The sequence below is a fragment of the Limnohabitans sp. TEGF004 genome (genome assembly GCF_027924965.1).
Classification (GTDB): domain Bacteria; phylum Pseudomonadota; class Gammaproteobacteria; order Burkholderiales; family Burkholderiaceae_C; genus Limnohabitans.
Genome location: NZ_AP027056.1, coordinates 259,007 through 276,182, shown reverse-complemented (window position 1 = coordinate 276,182; position 17,176 = coordinate 259,007). Strand labels below are relative to the sequence as shown.

Here is a 17,176-nt window from a genome sequence, read left to right as displayed (position 1 = left end):
GTCATTGTGTCATTGTTTGCCAGCGTTTTCCTTGCGTTTGGTGCCGTTCAACCCAGCTTAGCCGCGCCCTCGGCCAACAACGCGCAGGCCGATACGGTCATCACCGACATGGCCCAAGCCTTCAAGCGCGGCGACCGCAAGCGCCTGAGCGCCCTGCTGCCCCAAGCCAAAGGCCACCCGCTCGAGCCTTGGGCTGCGTATTGGGAACTCAAAGCACGCTTAGACGAAGCATCTTCACAAGAAGTGCGCGCCTTCTTTACCCGCTACCCCGCCACTTACCAAGAGGACCGCTTGCGCAACGACTGGCTGCTGCTCTTGGGCCAACGCCGCGACTGGACCACGCTCAGCGACGAGCATCCCCACTACCGCATGCGCGATGACCGCGAACTGCGCTGCTACTTCTTGACGGTGGAGCTGCTGGAAAAAGGCCCACAAGCCAGCGCATCCATTGCCGACGAGGTACGCAAAAACTGGATGGGCATGAAAGAGGCCGACGACGGCTGCACCTTGGCCGCTGACCGTCTGTACTTCACCAAGCAATTCACCGCGCTCGACATTTGGCGCAAAGCCCGATTGATGGTGGAGCACAACCGCCCACGCACCGCACGCAACGCCGTACAAATCGTCGCCCCCGATGCTGCCAACGTAGTGCCAGAAGCCATCAATAACGCTGAAAAGTTTTTGGCCAAGCACATTGCTGCGCCTCAGAAAGTGCGCCAAGAGTTGGTGGTCATGGCCATCATCAAAGTAGCCACCAGTGATGCCGACAAAGCCGACAAACTGATGCGCAACAAGTGGCAGCCTTACCTCACCACCGAAGAGCGCCATTGGGTTTGGGGCGTGATTGGCCGTCAATCCGCCATGCGCTTGGATGACGACGCGCTCACACACTTCGCCCGCGTGGCACACGACAAAGACCTCAACGACGACATGTTGAGCTGGAAAGTGCGTGCGGCTTTGCGCGCTGGCAACACGCCCAAATGGCCCGTGGTCGAAAACGCCATCAACGCCATGAGCGCTGAGGCACGCAAAGACCCCACCTGGATTTATTGGTACGCACGCGCTTTGCTGGCCCGCAAAAAAGTCACATCACAAATTCAGCAAGAAGCCAATGCGATGTTGGAAAGCATTGCAGGCGTACGCGGTTTTTACGAGCAACTCGCCCTCGAAGAACTGGGCCGCAAAGTGACCGCCCCCGCGCGCCCACCAGCACCTACCGCCGAAGAAATGGATGCGGCCCGCCGCAACCCATCGCTGCAACGCGCGCTCTACGCCATCGGCATAGGCTTGCGCTCTGAAGGTGTACGCGAATGGAACTACGCCACCAATCTGGTGGATGCCCAAGGCAAAGCCGGCATGATGAGCGACCGCGAGTTGTTGGCCGCGGCCCAAGTCGCCTGCGACAACCAAGTGTGGGACCGATGCATCAACACCAGCGAGCGCACACGTGCCGTCGTCGACTTTGAGCAACGCTTTCCTATGCCGCACAAAGACGCAGTCATTGCCCGCGCCAAAACCATCAACCTCGACCCCGCCTATGTGTACGGTTTGATTCGCCAAGAAAGCCGCTTCGTCACCGACGCACGTTCACACGTGGGTGCCTCGGGCCTCATGCAAGTCATGCCCGCCACCGCCAAGTGGACGGCTCGCAAAATCGGCTTGACTGGCTTCACACCCGACCAAATCAGCGACCGCGACACCAACATCGCCATCGGCACCGGCTACTTGAAACTGGTGCTCGACAGCTTTGAAGGCTCCATGCCCTTGGCTGCTGGCGCGTACAACGCAGGCCCAAGCCGCTCACGCCGCTGGCGTGCGCCCAACGATGGCACCGGCCCCGTATTGGAAGGTGCCATTTGGGCTGAGAACGTGCCCTTCAACGAAACGCGCGACTATGTGAAAAAAGTGCTGTCCAACACCACCAACTACGCCGCGCTCATCACTGGCCAGCCGCAGTCGCTCAAAGCCAAACTTGGGTTGGTCGGGCCACGTGATGCCACAGCCCCCGCAGAAAACTTAGAGCTGCCTTGATGCTTTGATCTTTTTCTGCAGACATAAAAAAACGCCTTGCATTGCAAGGCGTTTTTGTTGGCCTAGCTTGATTTAGAAGCGAGTACCGACAGAAACGGTGAAACCGCGCACATTCAAATCACCACTTTTAGCGTAGTGCATGTAGTCGATTTGACCGTAAACATCTTTGGTCAATTGTGTTTCTACACCGAAGCCATATGCAGCACGAGTGATATGACCGCTACCTGAACCGCCAGCACCCGTACGTGCAGCGCCAACGCGAATAAATGCGTTCGTATCTTTGGCAACCAGCATTTTAGGTTTGGCAAACACACCTAACTCGTTGGCAGACAAGCCATCTGCTTTTTCAACAGTGAACGCACCCATGGCCTCAACTGCCAAATTAGCGCTGATCTCTTTACCAACAATGAAACGGGCCAACTTTGGCGTGTCAACCGTATTGTTAGCTTTAAATTTCAGACCCAACAAACCACCTTCAACATAGAAGTCTTTTGCTGCAGTTTGAGCGCTAGCGATACCGGCCGTAGCCACCAAGACGAGAGAAACCAACACGCGGCTGATCGTTTTCATAAACATCCTTCAATTTCAAAATCTGGCAAAGTGCCAAGTACAAAAATTAGCTCATAAAATACAAGCCAGAAACTAAAAATACATATTTAGAGTTACAAATAGAGTGTAAACCCTTCATTTTTAGATTTTTATTAAACATTGTTAGTTACACACAGCTTTATTCTTGACTTACCCAAAATTAAAGCCTCAATCCTGAGATGGTTTAGGGTTAACCCTATAATTCATCCTTACTTCAGTCTGACAAAGACATTTAAGGACCTCATATGACCGCATTCGTCAACCTCAGCTACACCACCAGCCACCCCGGCGTTGCCCGCTTTGAGCGCGCTTACACATCGGTCAAGGCCGCTATCCAACGCCTGCAACAAGAAAGCACCTATGCAGCAGCCTTATTGATGTTTGGCGCCTTGAGCTTGATCGCCTCCATCTACGACATCGTCGATGCCTCACCAGAAGGTCAAGAACTGGGCGCTTGGGTCATTTTGTGGACGGCGGTTCTGGTGGGCTTGGCTGGCTTCGGCAAATACTGCAAGCGCCAATGCGTGGCTTGGCTCAAAGCCGAGCGCGAAGCCCGCATGTGGGACAGCGCCTTGACCGACTACCGCGTCATGGCCGACATCCGTTGCGCGCAAACCCGCAGCGAATAAAAAAAGCGCCTCAAGGGCGCTTTTTTGGGGTTATGTGAATTCAATCTGGATAAATTGTTTTGACCATCGAGCCTTGATCGTATTTCTGTAAGTAATCAGCAATCCGCTCAAACGTTGCAGTCACAGGCTGTCCCAAGTGATCTGCCGTTGACACCTCGGCACTAAACATAGACCCGAGCATCAACTTAAATGGACTCACCTTCACAGGCTGGGCAACAAAATAGGCTTTTGTATTTACCTTGATGACAGAGATATCGCTGGTTTGGTAGATCGCTGCATTCACCACATCCAAAACAAACTCCGTACAGTTTTGACGGCCTAAGCTATATGGATTAGCGATAACCGAATAGTCACGTTGATGCAGCTGCTTATACGTCGGAGAAGAAATGACATTGAGCAACCTAGCCTGCAATTCAGGTGATGGAATGATCAAACCCGACTCCAATGTTGCAACGCCAGCAAAAAAATCTACCGGGTAATCCTGAACAAGATCACTGACATCAGGCTGGCCATCTTGCTGGTACAAATTGTGAATAGCATAACCACGCATTTTTTCACCATTGGCGGCTGTAATTTCGGAATAAACAGCCAAGGCAACATGTGTGAAATGCATCCCCTCGGGCAGCTCTGAAGCAGGCCTCCCCATCCTCGCAATAATCGCAACACGAGCTCCCGTAGCGCCAAGCGTGCGCTCAACTTTTTTAGCAAATTTGACAATTTGCTCTGGCTTGAAATGCGCCACTTCTGTCGCAGCAGAGCTGCTTGAACTAAAGCCTTGCGCAAAAACAGCAGTTGCACAAAAGAAGATTAAGCAAATTGAAAATCCGACACGTGTAAATAACTTCATAGTGACAGCCTTCAATTAATTGACTCGTTCTTTAGTCAATGCCTCACTTGGTGGCATTGTCGTAATCACATGATCTGTCACTGGCAGTGGCCGACCAATCGGTTCTGCTGCAGCATTTAAAGCAGCGTTAGCCATGCCATTGGCAACAGATGCAGCCGTACCTAAAACTGCACCGCCTACAGACAGTGGAACAGCAACTACTGCTGAAGTCACTTGACCTGAAGCCAAGATACCGTGGCCAGCACTATTGACGGCGTTTGTACTTGCTTGACCAGACTCATTTATCGCCTTGCGTGCATTTCCGCTTTGGGCACACACGCACGCGGAACCGAACACAAACATAGCCAAAACTGGGATTTGATATTTCAACAAACTCATACAAGCTCCTTTACCTGCTCAGCACCATTAATGCATAGTGCCTTCGGATTAAAAGCTAAAATTTAACACCAATTTCTTACAAAATAAATACTTACTGATTTATTTCCATATCGCATTCGGTTTACCAGCCCTTGAAATCCACCCAGATGACCTAAAATTAGCACTCAATGGTTGGGAGTGCTAACAGCGCCCAACCAGTGGCTTTACCGGCGTCCAGACTGTCTGGGCGCTTTGCTTTCAAACCCTTAGCTCTTATTTGGAGATGCAATGAAACTTCGTCCTCTCGGCGACCGCGTGATCGTGAAACGTATCGACAGCGAAACAAAAACTGCCTCAGGCATCGTGATTCCTGACTCAGCTGCTGAAAAGCCAGATCAAGGTGAAGTCTTGGCCGTCGGCCCAGGCAAGACCAACGACAAAGGCGACGTCAAAGCTTTGACCGTCAAAGTCGGCGACCGCGTGTTGTTCGGCAAGTACAGCGGCCAAACCGTCAAGGTGGCTGGTGACGAACTGTTGGTGATGAAAGAAGAAGACCTCTTCGCCGTCGTCGAATAAGTTCACCGATTCAGAAATTTAAGGAAATATCAAAATGGCAGCAAAAGACGTAATTTTCGGCGGCGAAGCCCGCGCACGCATGGTTGAAGGCGTGAACATTTTGGCCAACGCGGTCAAAGTGACTTTGGGCCCTAAGGGTCGTAACGTGGTTCTGGAGCGTTCTTTCGGCGCCCCTACCGTGACCAAAGACGGCGTGTCTGTGGCCAAAGAAATCGAACTCAAAGACAAGTTGCAAAACATGGGCGCTCAGATGGTCAAGGAAGTTGCTTCCAAGACTTCTGACAACGCTGGTGACGGCACTACAACCGCCACCGTGTTGGCTCAAGCCATCGTGCGCGAAGGCATGAAGTACGTTGCCGCCGGCATGAACCCCATGGACTTGAAGCGCGGTATCGACAAAGCTGTTGCAGCGTTGATCGAAGAGTTGAAGAAAGCCACCAAGGCCACCACAACCACCAAAGAAATCGCTCAAGTCGGTTCTATCTCTGCTAACAGCGACCACAGCATTGGCGAGATCATCGCTAACGCCATGGAAAAAGTGGGCAAAGAAGGCGTGATCACTGTGGAAGACGGCAAGTCTTTGAACAACGAACTCGACGTTGTGGAAGGCATGCAATTCGACCGCGGCTACCTGTCTCCTTACTTCATCAACAGCCCAGAAAAGCAAGCTGCTTTGTTGGACAACCCATTCGTGTTGTTGTTTGACAAGAAGATCAGCAACATCCGCGACTTGTTGCCTACATTGGAAGCCGTTGCAAAAGCTGGCCGTCCTTTGTTGATCATTGCTGAAGAAGTCGAAGGCGAAGCCTTGGCTACTTTGGTGGTCAACACCATCCGTGGCATCTTGAAGGTTGTGGCTGTCAAGGCTCCAGGCTTTGGCGATCGTCGCAAAGCCATGTTGGAAGACATCGCTATCTTGACCGGCGGCAAAGTGATTGCCGAAGAAGTTGGCTTGACACTCGAAAAAGTGACTCTGGCTGACCTCGGCCAAGCCAAGCGCATCGAAGTGGGCAAAGAAAACACCATCATCATCGACGGTGCTGGTGCAGCTGCTGACATCGAAGCCCGCGTCAAACAAGTGCGCGTGCAAATCGAAGAAGCCACATCTGACTACGACCGTGAAAAACTGCAAGAACGCGTGGCCAAGTTGGCTGGCGGTGTTGCCGTGATCAAGGTTGGCGCTGCCACCGAAGTCGAGATGAAAGAAAAGAAAGCCCGCGTCGAAGACGCCCTGCATGCCACTCGCGCTGCTGTGGAAGAAGGCATCGTGGCTGGTGGCGGCGTGGCATTGCTGCGTGCACGTCAAACAGCTGGCACCATCAAAGGTGACAACGCTGACCAAGACGCCGGTATCAAACTGGTGTTGAAAGCCATCGAAGCCCCATTGCGCGAAATCGTTTACAACGCAGGTGGCGAGCCATCCGTTGTGGTGAACGCAGTGTTGGCTGGTACAGGCAACTACGGCTTCAACGCTGCCAACGACACCTACGGTGACATGATCGAAATGGGCATCTTGGACCCAACCAAAGTGACCCGCACTGCATTGCAAAACGCAGCGTCAGTGGCTAGCTTGATGTTGACCACCGAGTGCATGGTTTCAGAAGCACCAAAAGACGAAGCCGGCGGCGGCATGCCTGATATGGGTGGCATGGGCGGCATGGGTGGTATGGGCGGCATGGGCATGTAAATATGCTCCTTTCCTGAGAGCACAGGGCGGCGTTGCAGCCGCTTGCCGTGGCTAAGCCACTGTCAGCGCGCCTGCGCCTTGCCCTGTACTCTCATGCTGCGTCGGGATGCATTTTTTGCAGACTGACAAATCCAATAAAAAAAGCCCCACATTGCGGGGCTTTTTTTCGTCTGCGCACAGGTACTTAATGCATCAAGGCTTCCAGCTTCACCGCATCTACGCAGAACGCGCGAATACCTTCTGCCAGCTTCTCCGTGGCCATGGCATCTTCATTCATTGCATAACGGAACGACGCCTCGGTGTGATGCACCGCTGGCAAATCCAACTGCATCGCAGCAGACGCGCTCAAGGCTTGCACCAGAGGCTCGGTCGATGCACCCAACTGCGCCAGCAACTCAGGCGCAATAGTCAGCAAATCGCAGCCGGCCAAAGCAGTGATCTGCCCCACGTTTCTAAAGCTCGCGCCCATCACCTCAGTCTTGATGCCGTGGCGTTTGTAGTGGTTGTAAATCGCACGGACCGACTTCACACCAGGGTCGTTGGCATTGGCGTTGTCAGCCTCGATCCACGCACTGCCTGCAGATTTTTTGTACCAGTCGTAAATGCGGCCCACGAAGGGGGAAATAAGTTGCACCTTGGCATCACCACACGCCACCGCTTGGGCAAAAGAGAACAGCAAAGTGAGGTTGGTGCGAATGCCTTCACGCTCTAGCTCGGCAGCGGCTTGAATACCTTCCCAAGTGGACGCGATTTTGATGAGCACGCGCTCGCGCTTCACACCTTGCGCTTCGTACAAGGCCATGATGCGCTTGGCACGCGCCACAGTGGCCGCCGTGTCGAAGCTCAAACGGGCATCCACTTCGGTGGACACACGACCAGGGATGGTGGCCAAAATCTCGCAGCCGAAGCGCACCAACAAACGGTCGATCTGAGCGTCCATGGGCTCGTTGCCGTGAGCAGCCACGGTGTCTTTGAGCAGGGGCAAGTATTCGGGCTTTTGCACCGCTTTGAGAATCAGCGATGGGTTGGTGGTCGCGTCTTGCGGCTGAAACTGGGCGAGCTGTTTGAAGTCGCCGGTGTCTGCCACGACGGTGGTGAATTGCTTGAGGGCGTCGAGTTGGTTCATGCTGTGATTATCCTGTGTCACCAAAAGTCTAGCGGCTTCGCGCTACAGTCTCATTCATGCAATCTTTTACGCCCAAGAAAATTCTCATCCTCGGTGGCAGCGGCTTTGTGGGTCGTCATGTGTGCTCACGCCTGAGCCTGCAACACCACCAAGTGACCGTGCCCACCCGTCGTCTGCCCGCACGACATATTCAAATGATGCCCGGCGTGACGGTGGTGCAAGCCGACGTGCATGACGCCAAGCAGCTGCAAACCTTGGTGCATGGTCATGATGTGGTGATCAACCTCATTGCGATCTTGCATGGCACAGAAGAAGAGTTCACCCACGCCCACGTCACCCTGCCCGCCAACTTGGCGCGTGCGTGTCATGCAGAGAACGTCACACGCCTGATTCACATCAGCGCTTTGGGTGCCGATGTGCATGGACCATCCATGTACCAGCGCAGCAAAGCGCGCGGCGAATTGGCGCTGCTGGCAGCCGCTGAAAAAACGCCACTGGGTTTGACACTGCTGCGCCCCAGCGTGATCTTTGGCAAGGACGACCAGTTCATCAACCTGTTTGCCAAGCTGCAAAAGGTGTTCCCCGTCATGCCACTGGCCGGCGCACACACGCGCTTTCAGCCGGTGTGGGTGCACGACGTGGCGCAAGCCATCGTGCATTGCGTCAACACCTCCAGCACCGAAGGCCAGGTGTATGAACTTTGCGGCCCCGACATCCTCACGCTGACTGAGCTGGTGCAGCTCGCTGGCCGTTGGGTGGGCAAAGAGCGCCCCGTCATCTCGCTGCCCTATGCCATCGGTTGGTTGCAAGCGCTGCTGATGGAGTTTGCACCTGGCCCCACCTTGATGAGCCGCGACAACCTCGACTCGATGAAAGTCAACAACATCGCGACCCCGCATGCGCTGGGTTTACGCGCGTTGGGCATTCCTGAGCCCAAGTCCATCAAACGTTTGTTTGTGGCAGGTCACTGATGAAGATCTACCTGGTCGGCGGTGCAGTGCGCGATGCCCTGATGGGCCTCGACGGATCTGACCGCGACTGGGTGGTGGTGGGCGGCACGCCCGAGGCATTGGCTGCACAGGGCTACCAGCCGGTAGGCAAAGACTTTCCGGTGTTCTTGCATCCCGACACGCACGAGGAATACGCCCTCGCCCGCACCGAGCGCAAAACCGCACGCGGCTATCACGGCTTCGCAGTGCATGCGTCACCAGACGTGACGCTGGAAGAAGACCTCGCCCGACGAGACCTCACCATCAACGCCATCGCCCAAGACGAACACGGCCAACGCACGGACCCTTTTGGTGGCGAACGCGACATCACCGCCAAAGTGCTGCGCCACGTGACCGAAGCCTTCCGGGAAGACCCTGTGCGCATCTTGCGCTTGGCCCGATTTGCGGCACGCTTTGCTGACTTCACCGTGGCGCCTGAGACGATGACGCTCATGCGAGAGATGGTGTCCGAGGGCGAGGTGGATGCATTGGTGAGCGAACGCGTGTGGCAAGAGTTATCACGCGGCCTCATGGGCGCAAAGCCATCGCGCATGTTGCAAGTGCTGCGCGAGTGCGGTGCTTTGCAACGCCTGCTGCCAGAAGTCGATAAGCTCTACGGCGTGCCGCAACGCGCCGAATACCACCCCGAAATTGACACCGGCATTCACCTAGAAATGGTGCTGGACGCTTCGGCGCGCATGAACGCGCCGCTCGAAGTGCGCTTTGCCTGCCTGTGCCACGACCTCGGCAAAGGCACCACACCCGCCGATGTGTTGCCCCGCCACATTGGCCACGAGCAACGCAGCGAAAAACTCACCCGTGCACTGTGCACGCGATGGCGCGTGCCTGTGGAATGCAAAGAACTGGCCGAGCTGGTGGCGCGTGAACACGGCAACATTCATCAGAGCTTGGGCTTTGGTGCAGAGGCCGTGTTGCGACTATTGGTGCGGTGTGATGCTTTGCGGCGACCTGAGCGGTTTTTGCTGGCACTACAAGCGTGTGAGTGTGATGCGCGTGGACGCTTGGGCAAAGAAGACGAGACTTATGCGCAAGGGCCTCGCTTAGCGTTGTTGTTGAAAGCAACTCAATCCGTCGATAGTGCAGCGGTGAGTGCGCAGGCTTTGCAAGACGGACTTAATGGGCCGGCTGTAGGAGCGCGTATGGATGCTGCGCGGTTAGCGGCTATTGCTGCTGCGCTTTAAAGCACCTTAGAAATCCCAGCACACACCAGGCTAAGAATGATGGTCGACGCGAGAGGAATAAAAATCTCGCGTCCAAAAATCTTGAAACGAATATCCCCAGGCAAGCGACCAAAGCCCAGCTTTTGAAGCCAAGGCGTCACAGCATTGATCAGCAGCAACGCAACAAAAACAACAATGAGCCAGCGTGTCATAAAGCGGCTTACAGCGCGTACGTGCGGTCACCTTGTGCAAAGCCCATCGGCTCCCACTCGGTCGTGCCCAAAGCCACCACTTTGAACAACTCACCCATTTCGTGCTCGGTGATCAGCTTTTGCGCCATGCTTTTTTCGTCGAGTGGCGCATCCACCAACGGCGGCAACAAGCCGCAGTTGATCAAGAAATGCGCTTGGGTGGTGTAGCCCAACACATTCAGGCCCGCATCTTGTGCGGCCAACGCCACGCCAGTGAAGTTGACGTGCGCGGTGATGTCTTTGCGGCCCACATCAGCCAGCGGATCTGAATCCGCTTTGTGCAGCTGGTGGCACATCAGCGTGCCCATGCTGCGCTGGGGGTGGAAGTATTCGCTCTCGGGAAAACCGTAGTCAATGAGGAACGCCGCACCACCTTTGCCTGTGGCTGCCTCGCCCGCTTTGAAGCGGTCGGCCAAGGTGGCCACAAAGGCTTCGGCTTGGCTGTGGATTTCGGTCAGGTAGTCGTGTTCGCCAGGCACTTCCATGGGCGGGCGCAAGTCAGTCACGCGGTCTTCCCACTGCAATGGCGATACGCCCGCTTGGCTCTGGCTCAAAGCATCCGCATTCCAAACCACACCACGTTCATGCCACACACCCGCTTTGCGCACCAACAATTGCACAGGCATGGCATCCAGCACTTCGTTGCCCACCACCACACCGCTCAGCTGCTCGGGCAGCGCATCGACCCACTGCACTTTGTGCGCATGGGCTTTGAGTGTTTCTTGTTGACGCTCACGCAAGCTGCCCGACAAATCGACGATGGTGTAGCGCTTCACGCTGTCGCCCAAGCTGTCCAGTAATTGCAAAGCCAAAGCGCCAGAGCCTGCGCCAAATTCCCACACCTCGTCAGTACCCGTGACTTGCAGGGCTTCAGCCACTTGGTGGGCCAGCGTGCGGCCAAAGTGTTTGGACATTTCGGGGGCAGTGGCAAAGTCGCTACCGCTCTCAGGCGTGAGACCGAACTTACGCAGACTGTTGGCGTAATAGCCCATGCCGGGGGCGTAAAGCGCCAGCGCCATGAAGCGGTCAAAGCCCAGCCAGCCGCCTGCATTGGCGATGCTGCGCTGAATCAGCGTGTGCAAAGCCTGTTGGCCCGGGTCGTTGGATAATTGGGGGGTAGTCATTGGGTGCAGATCGTAACTCGACCCACCCCTCACTTTTCACCACAGGCACCTCACACCATGCGCTCTTGGGCACTTATCACTGGCGGCAGCGTTCGCTTAGGCCGCGAAATCGGCCTCGCCTTCGCGCGCGCGGGTTGGAATGTGGCGTGCCACTACAACCACTCCGAGGCGCAAGCCCAAGCCCTGTGCGCCGAGCTGCGCGTCTTGGGTGTGGACGCCTTGGCCGTACAAGGCGAGCTAGAAGACGAAGCCAGCTGCCAAAGCATTTTTGACACGACTGTGGCCACCGCAGGCACGGCGCTGCAATGCGTGGTGAACAACGCCTCGTTGTTTGTGCCCGATGAAGGCGCAGACTTTGACGAGGCACAGGCGTTGGCGCAAATCAAGGTCAACCTCATGGCGCCTATGCGCTTTGGCAAGTGGATGGCGGCGCTTCACGCGGCATCTGCTCCGAGCGGCGACAAGGCGAGCGCCGCAAGCTCAGCGCCTGCACTGACCTCGGTCAAACCCAGCGTCATCCATGTGCTAGACCAAAAGGTGTTCAACCTCAACCCCGATTATTTTTCGTACACGCTGTCCAAGCTCGCGCTGGAGCGCGCCGTCAGCTTGCAAGCCCAGTCGCTCGCGCCCACCTTGCGCGTCAACGCCGTGGCGCCTGGCCTGATGTACCTGAGCGGGCCACAAACTCAAGACAACTTCAACCGCGCCGCAAGCGCCAATTTGCTGCGCCAGCCCATCAACCCAGCCGACGTGGCCAGCAGCGTGGTGTTTTTGGCGGGCAACGCCAGCATCACGGGCACCACGGTACGCGTGGACAACGGCCAACATTTGGTACCACTCGCACGTGATGTGATGTTTGTGGTCGAGGAAGTTTTCAAATCATGAACGACCAACTTTTACGCAACTGCCGTCGCTTGTTTTTGCGCGGCCTCACCGTGCAAGCGCACATCGGCATTCACGACTTTGAGTTGCATGCGGCACAACGCATCGTCATCGATGTGGACTTGTATGTGTCCTTCGCGGGCACCAGCCCCAAAGACGACCGCATCGACGAAGTGGTGGACTACGACTTCGTACGCGCCGTGGTTCACGCACGCATCGCACAAGGCCACATCAACCTGCAAGAAACTTTGTGCGACGACATCCTCACGCATTTGCTGGAGCACACCGGCGTGATGGCCGCGCGCGTGTCCACCCGCAAGCCCGACGTCTACCCCGACTGCGAAGCGGTGGGTGTGGAAGTGTTCCGCGCCAAACCAGGAGTGCTGTGACATGGCAAGCAAAGGCACACAAATTTTGAACCTCACCGGCCTGCGCTTTGATGCCAACCTCGGCATCTTGGAGCACGAAAAAATTGACCCGCAACCCATTCAAGTGGATGCTGAGTTAAACCTTGGCACGCAACCCCTGCTGCCGCACGATGATGACATTTGCCACGTGCTGGATTACCGCAAGGTGCGCCAAATCATCATCAGCGAATGTACGGCCGAGCATGTGAATCTGCTTGAAACCCTGATTGGAAAACTCGCCCACCGCCTCATGCAACTGCCGGGCGTGTTGGGCGTGCGCGTGAAAATCGCCAAGCTCGAAATTTTTGAAGACTGCGAAGTGGCCATTCGCATGGAAACAGGACAGTGGTAATACCTATGACGACAACAGCAGAAAAAGACCCCAAGCAAATCAAGATCGAGCACGAGAACCACAAGCTCGAAAAACGCCTGTGCCGCCAAGTGGGCCAAGCCATCGTCGACTACAACATGATCGAAGAAGGCGACAAGATCATGGTGTGTATGTCGGGTGGCAAAGACAGCTACGCCATGCTCGACATCTTGCTGATGATGCAGCAGCGCGCGCCCATCAGCTTTGAGCTGATTGCGGTCAACCTCGACCAAAAACAACCGGGCTTCCCTGCCGATGTGCTGCCCAAGTATTTGGCGCAAGTGGGCGTGAAGTTCCGCATCGAAACGCAAGACACGTATTCCATCGTCAAAGACAAAATTGCCGAAGGCAAAACCATGTGCAGCTTGTGCTCGCGCTTGCGCCGCGGCATTTTGTACCGCGTGGCGGGTGAGTTAGGCTGCAACAAAATCGCGTTGGGCCACCACCGCGATGACATCTTGCAAACCTTCTTCTTGAACATGTTCTTCGGCGGCAAACTCAAAGCCATGCCCCCCAAACTGGTGAGCGACGGCGGCGACCACATGGTCATTCGCCCCCTCGCCTACGTGGCTGAGAAAGACTTAGAGCGTTGGGCCAAAGTGCGCCAATTCCCAATCATCCCTTGCACACTGTGTGGCAGCCAAGACGGCCTACAACGCCAAGTGGTCGGAGAGATGCTGCGCGAGTGGGAGAAGAAGCACCCTGGCCGCATTGAGAACATGTTTGCTGCCATGCAAAACGTCGTGCCTTCGCACTTGATGGACCACACCAAGTTTGATTTCAAAAACTTGGTGACCACGGGCGTGGCATCAGAGGATGGCGACAAAGCGTTTGACCATGAAGAATTCCCGATGGCTACGCTGCCAGGGATGCAAGTGGTGTCGCTATAAGCTTCTTGCTTAGCGAACACCCAAAGCGTTGTGTACATGGGGTGTGGCGGCTGACGATTTCTGTTACTCCAGCATGAGGAAGCCGCCGCAGCTCATGTGCGCAACGCACCTAAGCCGGAGCAAACAAAAAAGGGTCAGAGCTTAAAAGCCACAACCTTCTGATGCTGCTCACCCAAGCCTTCGATGCCCAAAGTCATCACATCACCACGCTTCAAATACACAGGCGCTGGCTTTCCATTTTTCTTCACACCCATGCCCACACCTGGAGGCGTACCGGTACAGATCACGTCACCGGGCTTGAGCGTCATGAACTGGCTGAGGTAGCTCACAATTTTGGCCACGCCAAAAATCATGGTTTTGGTACTGCCGTTTTGCATGCGCACGCCGTTGAGGTCGAGCCACATATTGAGTTTTTGTGGGTTGGCCACTTCATCACGCGTGACCAGCCAAGGTCCGATGGGGCCGAAGGTGTCGCAACCCTTGCCCTTGTCCCATGTGCCGCCGCGTTCTAATTGATATTCGCGTTCGCTCACATCGTTAATCAGGCAATAGCCGGCCACGTAATCAAACGCCGCTTTTTGCGACACATGACGCGCTTCGGTGCCAATGACGATGCCCAACTCAACTTCCCAGTCAGACTTCACAGAACCTTTGGGCAACATCACGTCGTCGTTCGGGCCTTGGATACAGCTGATGGCTTTGGTGAACACGATGGGTTCTTTGGGAATGGGCATGCCAGCTTCAGCAGCGTGGTCGGCGTAGTTCAAGCCAATCGCCAAAAACTTACCCACGTTCGCCACGGGGCAACCCATGCGGGGCTTGCCTTTGACCAAGGGTAGTTTGTCTGTGTTGAGCTTAGCCAACTTAGCCAAGGCTTTGTCACTCAACTGGTCGGGGGTCACATCGGCGATGACTTTACTCAAGTCACGCAGCTTGCCTGCGGCATCAATGAGGCCTGGTTTTTCTTTGCCGGGGTTGCCGTAACGCACGAGTTTCATAAAGAAGCTTTCGGAGTGGGGTTAGTTAAATTGAAATGATTGAATTCAAGCCTTCGCAGGCTTCTTCAAACACAGAAAGAGACAACTGTTTCCAGTGATGAGGCCGCGCACCACGCACGCGCCAATCAAACGATTTGGGTTGATGCGTCAGCACATAACCAACCTCAGCTTTCGGCCCCATGTATTTGATAGCAAATGGATTGGTTTCGTTATATGCCGCATGCGTCATCGGCAGGCCAATGACAATGCCCGTGCGCTCGTTAAACGCCTTACCTGACAACACAAGCATCGGGTGTTCGTTTTTCATCTCGGCACCGACTTGCGGATTGAAATCAATCCAAATCATGTCGCGACGATCGGGCACCCAAGTTTTAGGTACCGTTGCCATCAAAAAACTTCTTTGCCGACAAGACCACTGGACATGACCTCGCCACCGTGCACCTGAGGATCAAACTGCTTGAGCTTTTGTGCCAAAGACAACTTGGGCTTACCCGAGACGCGCACAAAAAAACCGCCCTCAACCACTTCCACCTTAATCGGCGTACCGCGTGCCACATGCGCGGCCTTGGCAATGGGCGCAGTGATGCGCACCCCAAGGCCATTGCCCCACTCTTGCACGGTTTGTTCTGCTGCGATCATGCCTTTCATAGCGACACCTCTCAATGTTTACACAAGTATAAACATCATCAACGCATCAGTGCAAGCGACGCTTCCAAGTGGTCCAGCGGCGAGCGCTTAAAGCCCGAACGCGCAAAACGCTGCAACTGCCCCAAGGCAAACGCCGCCAGCGCCGCAGCACGCACTTGTGCATCAGCGGTTGGCGTGGCCGACTTGTTGGCCTCAGCCGCTACACGCAGTACTTGGCGCAAGGCCGATTCGATGCGTTCAAACAACTGATTCATGCGCTGGTGCAGGCGTTCGTCTTCAAACACCAAGGCATCGCCCACCATCACGCGGGCCATGCCTGGATTTTTCTCACCAAACTGCAATAGCACCGTCACCATACGTGCGGCCTTTTGTGCGCCGTCGCCTTCGCGCTCGGCAATTTGGTTGATCAAGCTGAACAGGCTGTGCTCGATGAAATCAATCAAGCCTTCAAACATCTGAGCCTTGCTGGCGAAGTGGCGGTACAGCGCCGCCTCGCTCACATCCAACTTAGATGCCAAGAGCGCGGTGGTGATGCGCTCGGTGCCTGGCTGCTCCAGCATGCCCGCCAGCGTTTGCAAAATTTGCTCACGCCGTTGACCCGGCTTCATGCGTTGACGAACCTTGGGTTGCCCCCCCTCGGCAGCAGCATGATCATCAGGCGTAGCGGGCGCGTGTTCAGACATAACGTAAAAGAGTAGTTAGTGCGAGCGAATCATGGTGCCAAAGGCTTGTTCGGTCAACACCTCTAGCAGCATGGCGTGTGGCACGCGGCCATCGATGATGTGCACCGCTTTCACACCGCTGTTGGCCGCATCTAACGCGCCAGCAATCTTAGGAATCATGCCGCCGCTGATCGTACCGTCGGCAATCAGCTCGTCAATGCGACGCGGGGTGAGTTCGGTCATCAACTCGCCTTGTTTGTCCAGCACGCCACGGATGTTGGTAAGCATCAACAGCTTTTCAGCGCTCAGCACGGTGGCCAGTTTGGCGGCCACCACGTCGGCGTTGATGTTGTAGCTCTCGTTGCTCTCGCCAAAACCAATCGGGCTCACCACGGGGATGAAGGCATCGGCTTGCAAGGCTTTCACCACGCTGGGGTCGATGCTGACGATGTCGCCCACTTGGCCCACGTCGTAGGTTTTGCTGGGGTCTTTGCTGTCGTGCACGGTGAGCTTCTTGGCGCGAATCATCGCGCCATCGCGGCCCGTCAAGCCCACGGCTTTGCCACCAGCTTGGTTGATCAATCCCACGATGTCTTGCTGCACTTCGCCGCCCAGCACCCACTCCACCACTTCCATGGTTTCGGCGTCGGTCACGCGCATGCCTTCGATGAACTCGCCCTTTTTTCCCAAGCGTTGCAGCAAGCCTTCAATTTGCGGGCCGCCGCCGTGGACCACCACGGGGTTCATGCCCACGAGCTTGAGCAACACCACGTCTTCGGCAAATGCTTTTTGCAACGCGGGGTCGGTCATGGCGTTGCCGCCGTATTTGATGACCAAGGTTTTGCCGTGGAACTTGCGGATGTAGGGCAGCGCCTGGGCCAAGATGTCGGCGGGAGAAAAATCGCTCATGGTGTGTAACTCCGTGATGGGTGT

21 protein-coding genes are annotated in these 17,176 nt (G+C 55.5%); 10 read left to right on the top strand and 11 right to left on the bottom strand.

The genetic code is table 11. From position 1 onward, the window contains the following. The first annotated feature begins 108 nt into the window (after positions 1-108). Entirely contained in the window at positions 109-2,031 is a 1,923-nt protein-coding gene (locus LINBF2_RS01490; RefSeq protein ID WP_281891258.1) for a lytic transglycosylase domain-containing protein, read from the top strand. A 72-nt stretch (positions 2,032-2,103) separates the two neighbouring features. On the opposite strand, the gene LINBF2_RS01485 is transcribed toward LINBF2_RS01490, so the two are convergent. Beyond that, positions 2,104-2,601, bottom strand: coding sequence for an outer membrane beta-barrel protein (locus LINBF2_RS01485; protein ID WP_281889870.1), 498 nt, complete (start codon positions 2,599-2,601; stop codon positions 2,104-2,106). 263 nt (positions 2,602-2,864) lie between these two features. Between LINBF2_RS01485 and LINBF2_RS01480 the strand changes: the two genes are divergently transcribed. Continuing rightward, the gene (locus LINBF2_RS01480; RefSeq protein WP_281889868.1) at positions 2,865-3,248 is read left to right on the top strand and encodes a hypothetical protein; all 384 of its coding nucleotides are present in this window, start codon (positions 2,865-2,867) and stop codon (positions 3,246-3,248) included. Between the two features lie 40 nt (positions 3,249-3,288). Here the strand turns inward: LINBF2_RS01480 and LINBF2_RS01475 are convergent, their stop codons facing one another. After that, positions 3,289-4,095 carry a DUF2145 domain-containing protein gene (locus tag LINBF2_RS01475; protein ID WP_281889866.1) on the bottom strand — a complete coding sequence of 269 codons (807 nt, stop codon included), beginning with the start codon at positions 4,093-4,095 and terminating at the stop codon, positions 3,289-3,291. Positions 4,096-4,110: 15 nt separating this feature from the next. Then, positions 4,111-4,473, bottom strand: a complete 363-nt coding sequence (locus LINBF2_RS01470) for a hypothetical protein (protein ID WP_281889864.1) — start codon at positions 4,471-4,473, stop codon at positions 4,111-4,113. 267 nt (positions 4,474-4,740) lie between these two features. Between LINBF2_RS01470 and groES the strand changes: the two genes are divergently transcribed. After that, positions 4,741-5,028: a co-chaperone GroES gene (gene groES, locus LINBF2_RS01465; protein WP_108283341.1), complete on the top strand. Its 288-nt coding sequence runs from the start codon at positions 4,741-4,743 to the stop codon at positions 5,026-5,028. A 34-nt stretch (positions 5,029-5,062) separates the two neighbouring features. Next, entirely contained in the window at positions 5,063-6,715 is a 1,653-nt protein-coding gene (groL, locus tag LINBF2_RS01460) for a chaperonin GroEL (protein ID WP_104796636.1), read from the top strand. Positions 6,716-6,899: 184 nt separating this feature from the next. Here the strand turns inward: groL and tal are convergent, their stop codons facing one another. Further along, the gene (tal, locus tag LINBF2_RS01455) at positions 6,900-7,841 is read right to left on the bottom strand and encodes a transaldolase (RefSeq protein ID WP_281889860.1); all 942 of its coding nucleotides are present in this window, start codon (positions 7,839-7,841) and stop codon (positions 6,900-6,902) included. A 56-nt stretch (positions 7,842-7,897) separates the two neighbouring features. Here tal and LINBF2_RS01450 point away from each other — a divergent pair, with 56 nt between their 5' ends. After that, complete coding sequence (locus LINBF2_RS01450) at positions 7,898-8,812, top strand: complex I NDUFA9 subunit family protein (RefSeq protein ID WP_281889859.1); 915 nt, start codon at positions 7,898-7,900, stop codon at positions 8,810-8,812. Next, on the top strand, positions 8,812-10,032 hold the full coding sequence (locus LINBF2_RS01445) for a multifunctional CCA addition/repair protein (RefSeq protein WP_281889856.1): 1,221 nt from the start codon (positions 8,812-8,814) through the stop codon (positions 10,030-10,032). Before LINBF2_RS01450 ends, LINBF2_RS01445 begins: the two co-directional genes overlap by 1 nt. On the opposite strand, the gene LINBF2_RS01440 is transcribed toward LINBF2_RS01445, so the two are convergent. Continuing rightward, positions 10,029-10,223 carry a DUF2905 domain-containing protein gene (locus LINBF2_RS01440; protein WP_104796640.1) on the bottom strand — a complete coding sequence of 65 codons (195 nt, stop codon included), beginning with the start codon at positions 10,221-10,223 and terminating at the stop codon, positions 10,029-10,031. The genes LINBF2_RS01445 and LINBF2_RS01440 overlap by 4 nt on opposite strands. 8 nt (positions 10,224-10,231) lie before the next feature. Then, positions 10,232-11,386 carry an SAM-dependent methyltransferase gene (locus LINBF2_RS01435; RefSeq protein ID WP_281889854.1) on the bottom strand — a complete coding sequence of 385 codons (1,155 nt, stop codon included), beginning with the start codon at positions 11,384-11,386 and terminating at the stop codon, positions 10,232-10,234. A 57-nt stretch (positions 11,387-11,443) separates the two neighbouring features. Here LINBF2_RS01435 and LINBF2_RS01430 point away from each other — a divergent pair, with 57 nt between their 5' ends. The 4 genes from LINBF2_RS01430 to ttcA are packed head-to-tail and all read left to right on the top strand — an operon-like array spanning position 11,444 to position 13,935. Next, a complete protein-coding gene (locus LINBF2_RS01430; protein ID WP_281889852.1) occupies positions 11,444-12,271 on the top strand; it encodes an SDR family oxidoreductase in 828 nt (275 codons plus the stop codon). Then, positions 12,268-12,657 carry a dihydroneopterin aldolase gene (locus tag LINBF2_RS01425; RefSeq protein ID WP_281889851.1) on the top strand — a complete coding sequence of 130 codons (390 nt, stop codon included), beginning with the start codon at positions 12,268-12,270 and terminating at the stop codon, positions 12,655-12,657. The genes LINBF2_RS01430 and LINBF2_RS01425 overlap by 4 nt, the downstream gene beginning before the upstream one ends. Position 12,658: 1 nt before the next feature. After that, positions 12,659-13,027: a dihydroneopterin aldolase gene (locus LINBF2_RS01420; protein WP_104796644.1), complete on the top strand. Its 369-nt coding sequence runs from the start codon at positions 12,659-12,661 to the stop codon at positions 13,025-13,027. Between the two features lie 5 nt (positions 13,028-13,032). Beyond that, a complete protein-coding gene (gene ttcA / locus LINBF2_RS01415; protein ID WP_281889849.1) occupies positions 13,033-13,935 on the top strand; it encodes a tRNA 2-thiocytidine(32) synthetase TtcA in 903 nt (300 codons plus the stop codon). Positions 13,936-14,069: 134 nt separating this feature from the next. On the opposite strand, the gene LINBF2_RS01410 is transcribed toward ttcA, so the two are convergent. The 5 genes from LINBF2_RS01410 to argB are packed head-to-tail and all read right to left on the bottom strand — an operon-like array spanning position 14,070 to position 17,170. Further along, entirely contained in the window at positions 14,070-14,933 is an 864-nt protein-coding gene (locus LINBF2_RS01410) for a fumarylacetoacetate hydrolase family protein (protein ID WP_281889847.1), read from the bottom strand. Positions 14,934-14,958: 25 nt separating this feature from the next. After that, a complete protein-coding gene (locus LINBF2_RS01405) occupies positions 14,959-15,279 on the bottom strand; it encodes a type II toxin-antitoxin system PemK/MazF family toxin (RefSeq protein WP_281889846.1) in 321 nt (106 codons plus the stop codon). 41 nt (positions 15,280-15,320) lie between these two features. Beyond that, a complete protein-coding gene (locus tag LINBF2_RS01400) occupies positions 15,321-15,581 on the bottom strand; it encodes a PbsX family transcriptional regulator (protein ID WP_281889844.1) in 261 nt (86 codons plus the stop codon). A 38-nt stretch (positions 15,582-15,619) separates the two neighbouring features. Then, positions 15,620-16,264, bottom strand: coding sequence for a nucleoid occlusion factor SlmA (gene slmA / locus LINBF2_RS01395; protein ID WP_281889842.1), 645 nt, complete (start codon positions 16,262-16,264; stop codon positions 15,620-15,622). 15 nt (positions 16,265-16,279) lie between these two features. Next, positions 16,280-17,170 carry an acetylglutamate kinase gene (argB, locus tag LINBF2_RS01390; RefSeq protein ID WP_281891257.1) on the bottom strand — a complete coding sequence of 297 codons (891 nt, stop codon included), beginning with the start codon at positions 17,168-17,170 and terminating at the stop codon, positions 16,280-16,282. Positions 17,171-17,176 lie beyond the last annotated feature (6 nt).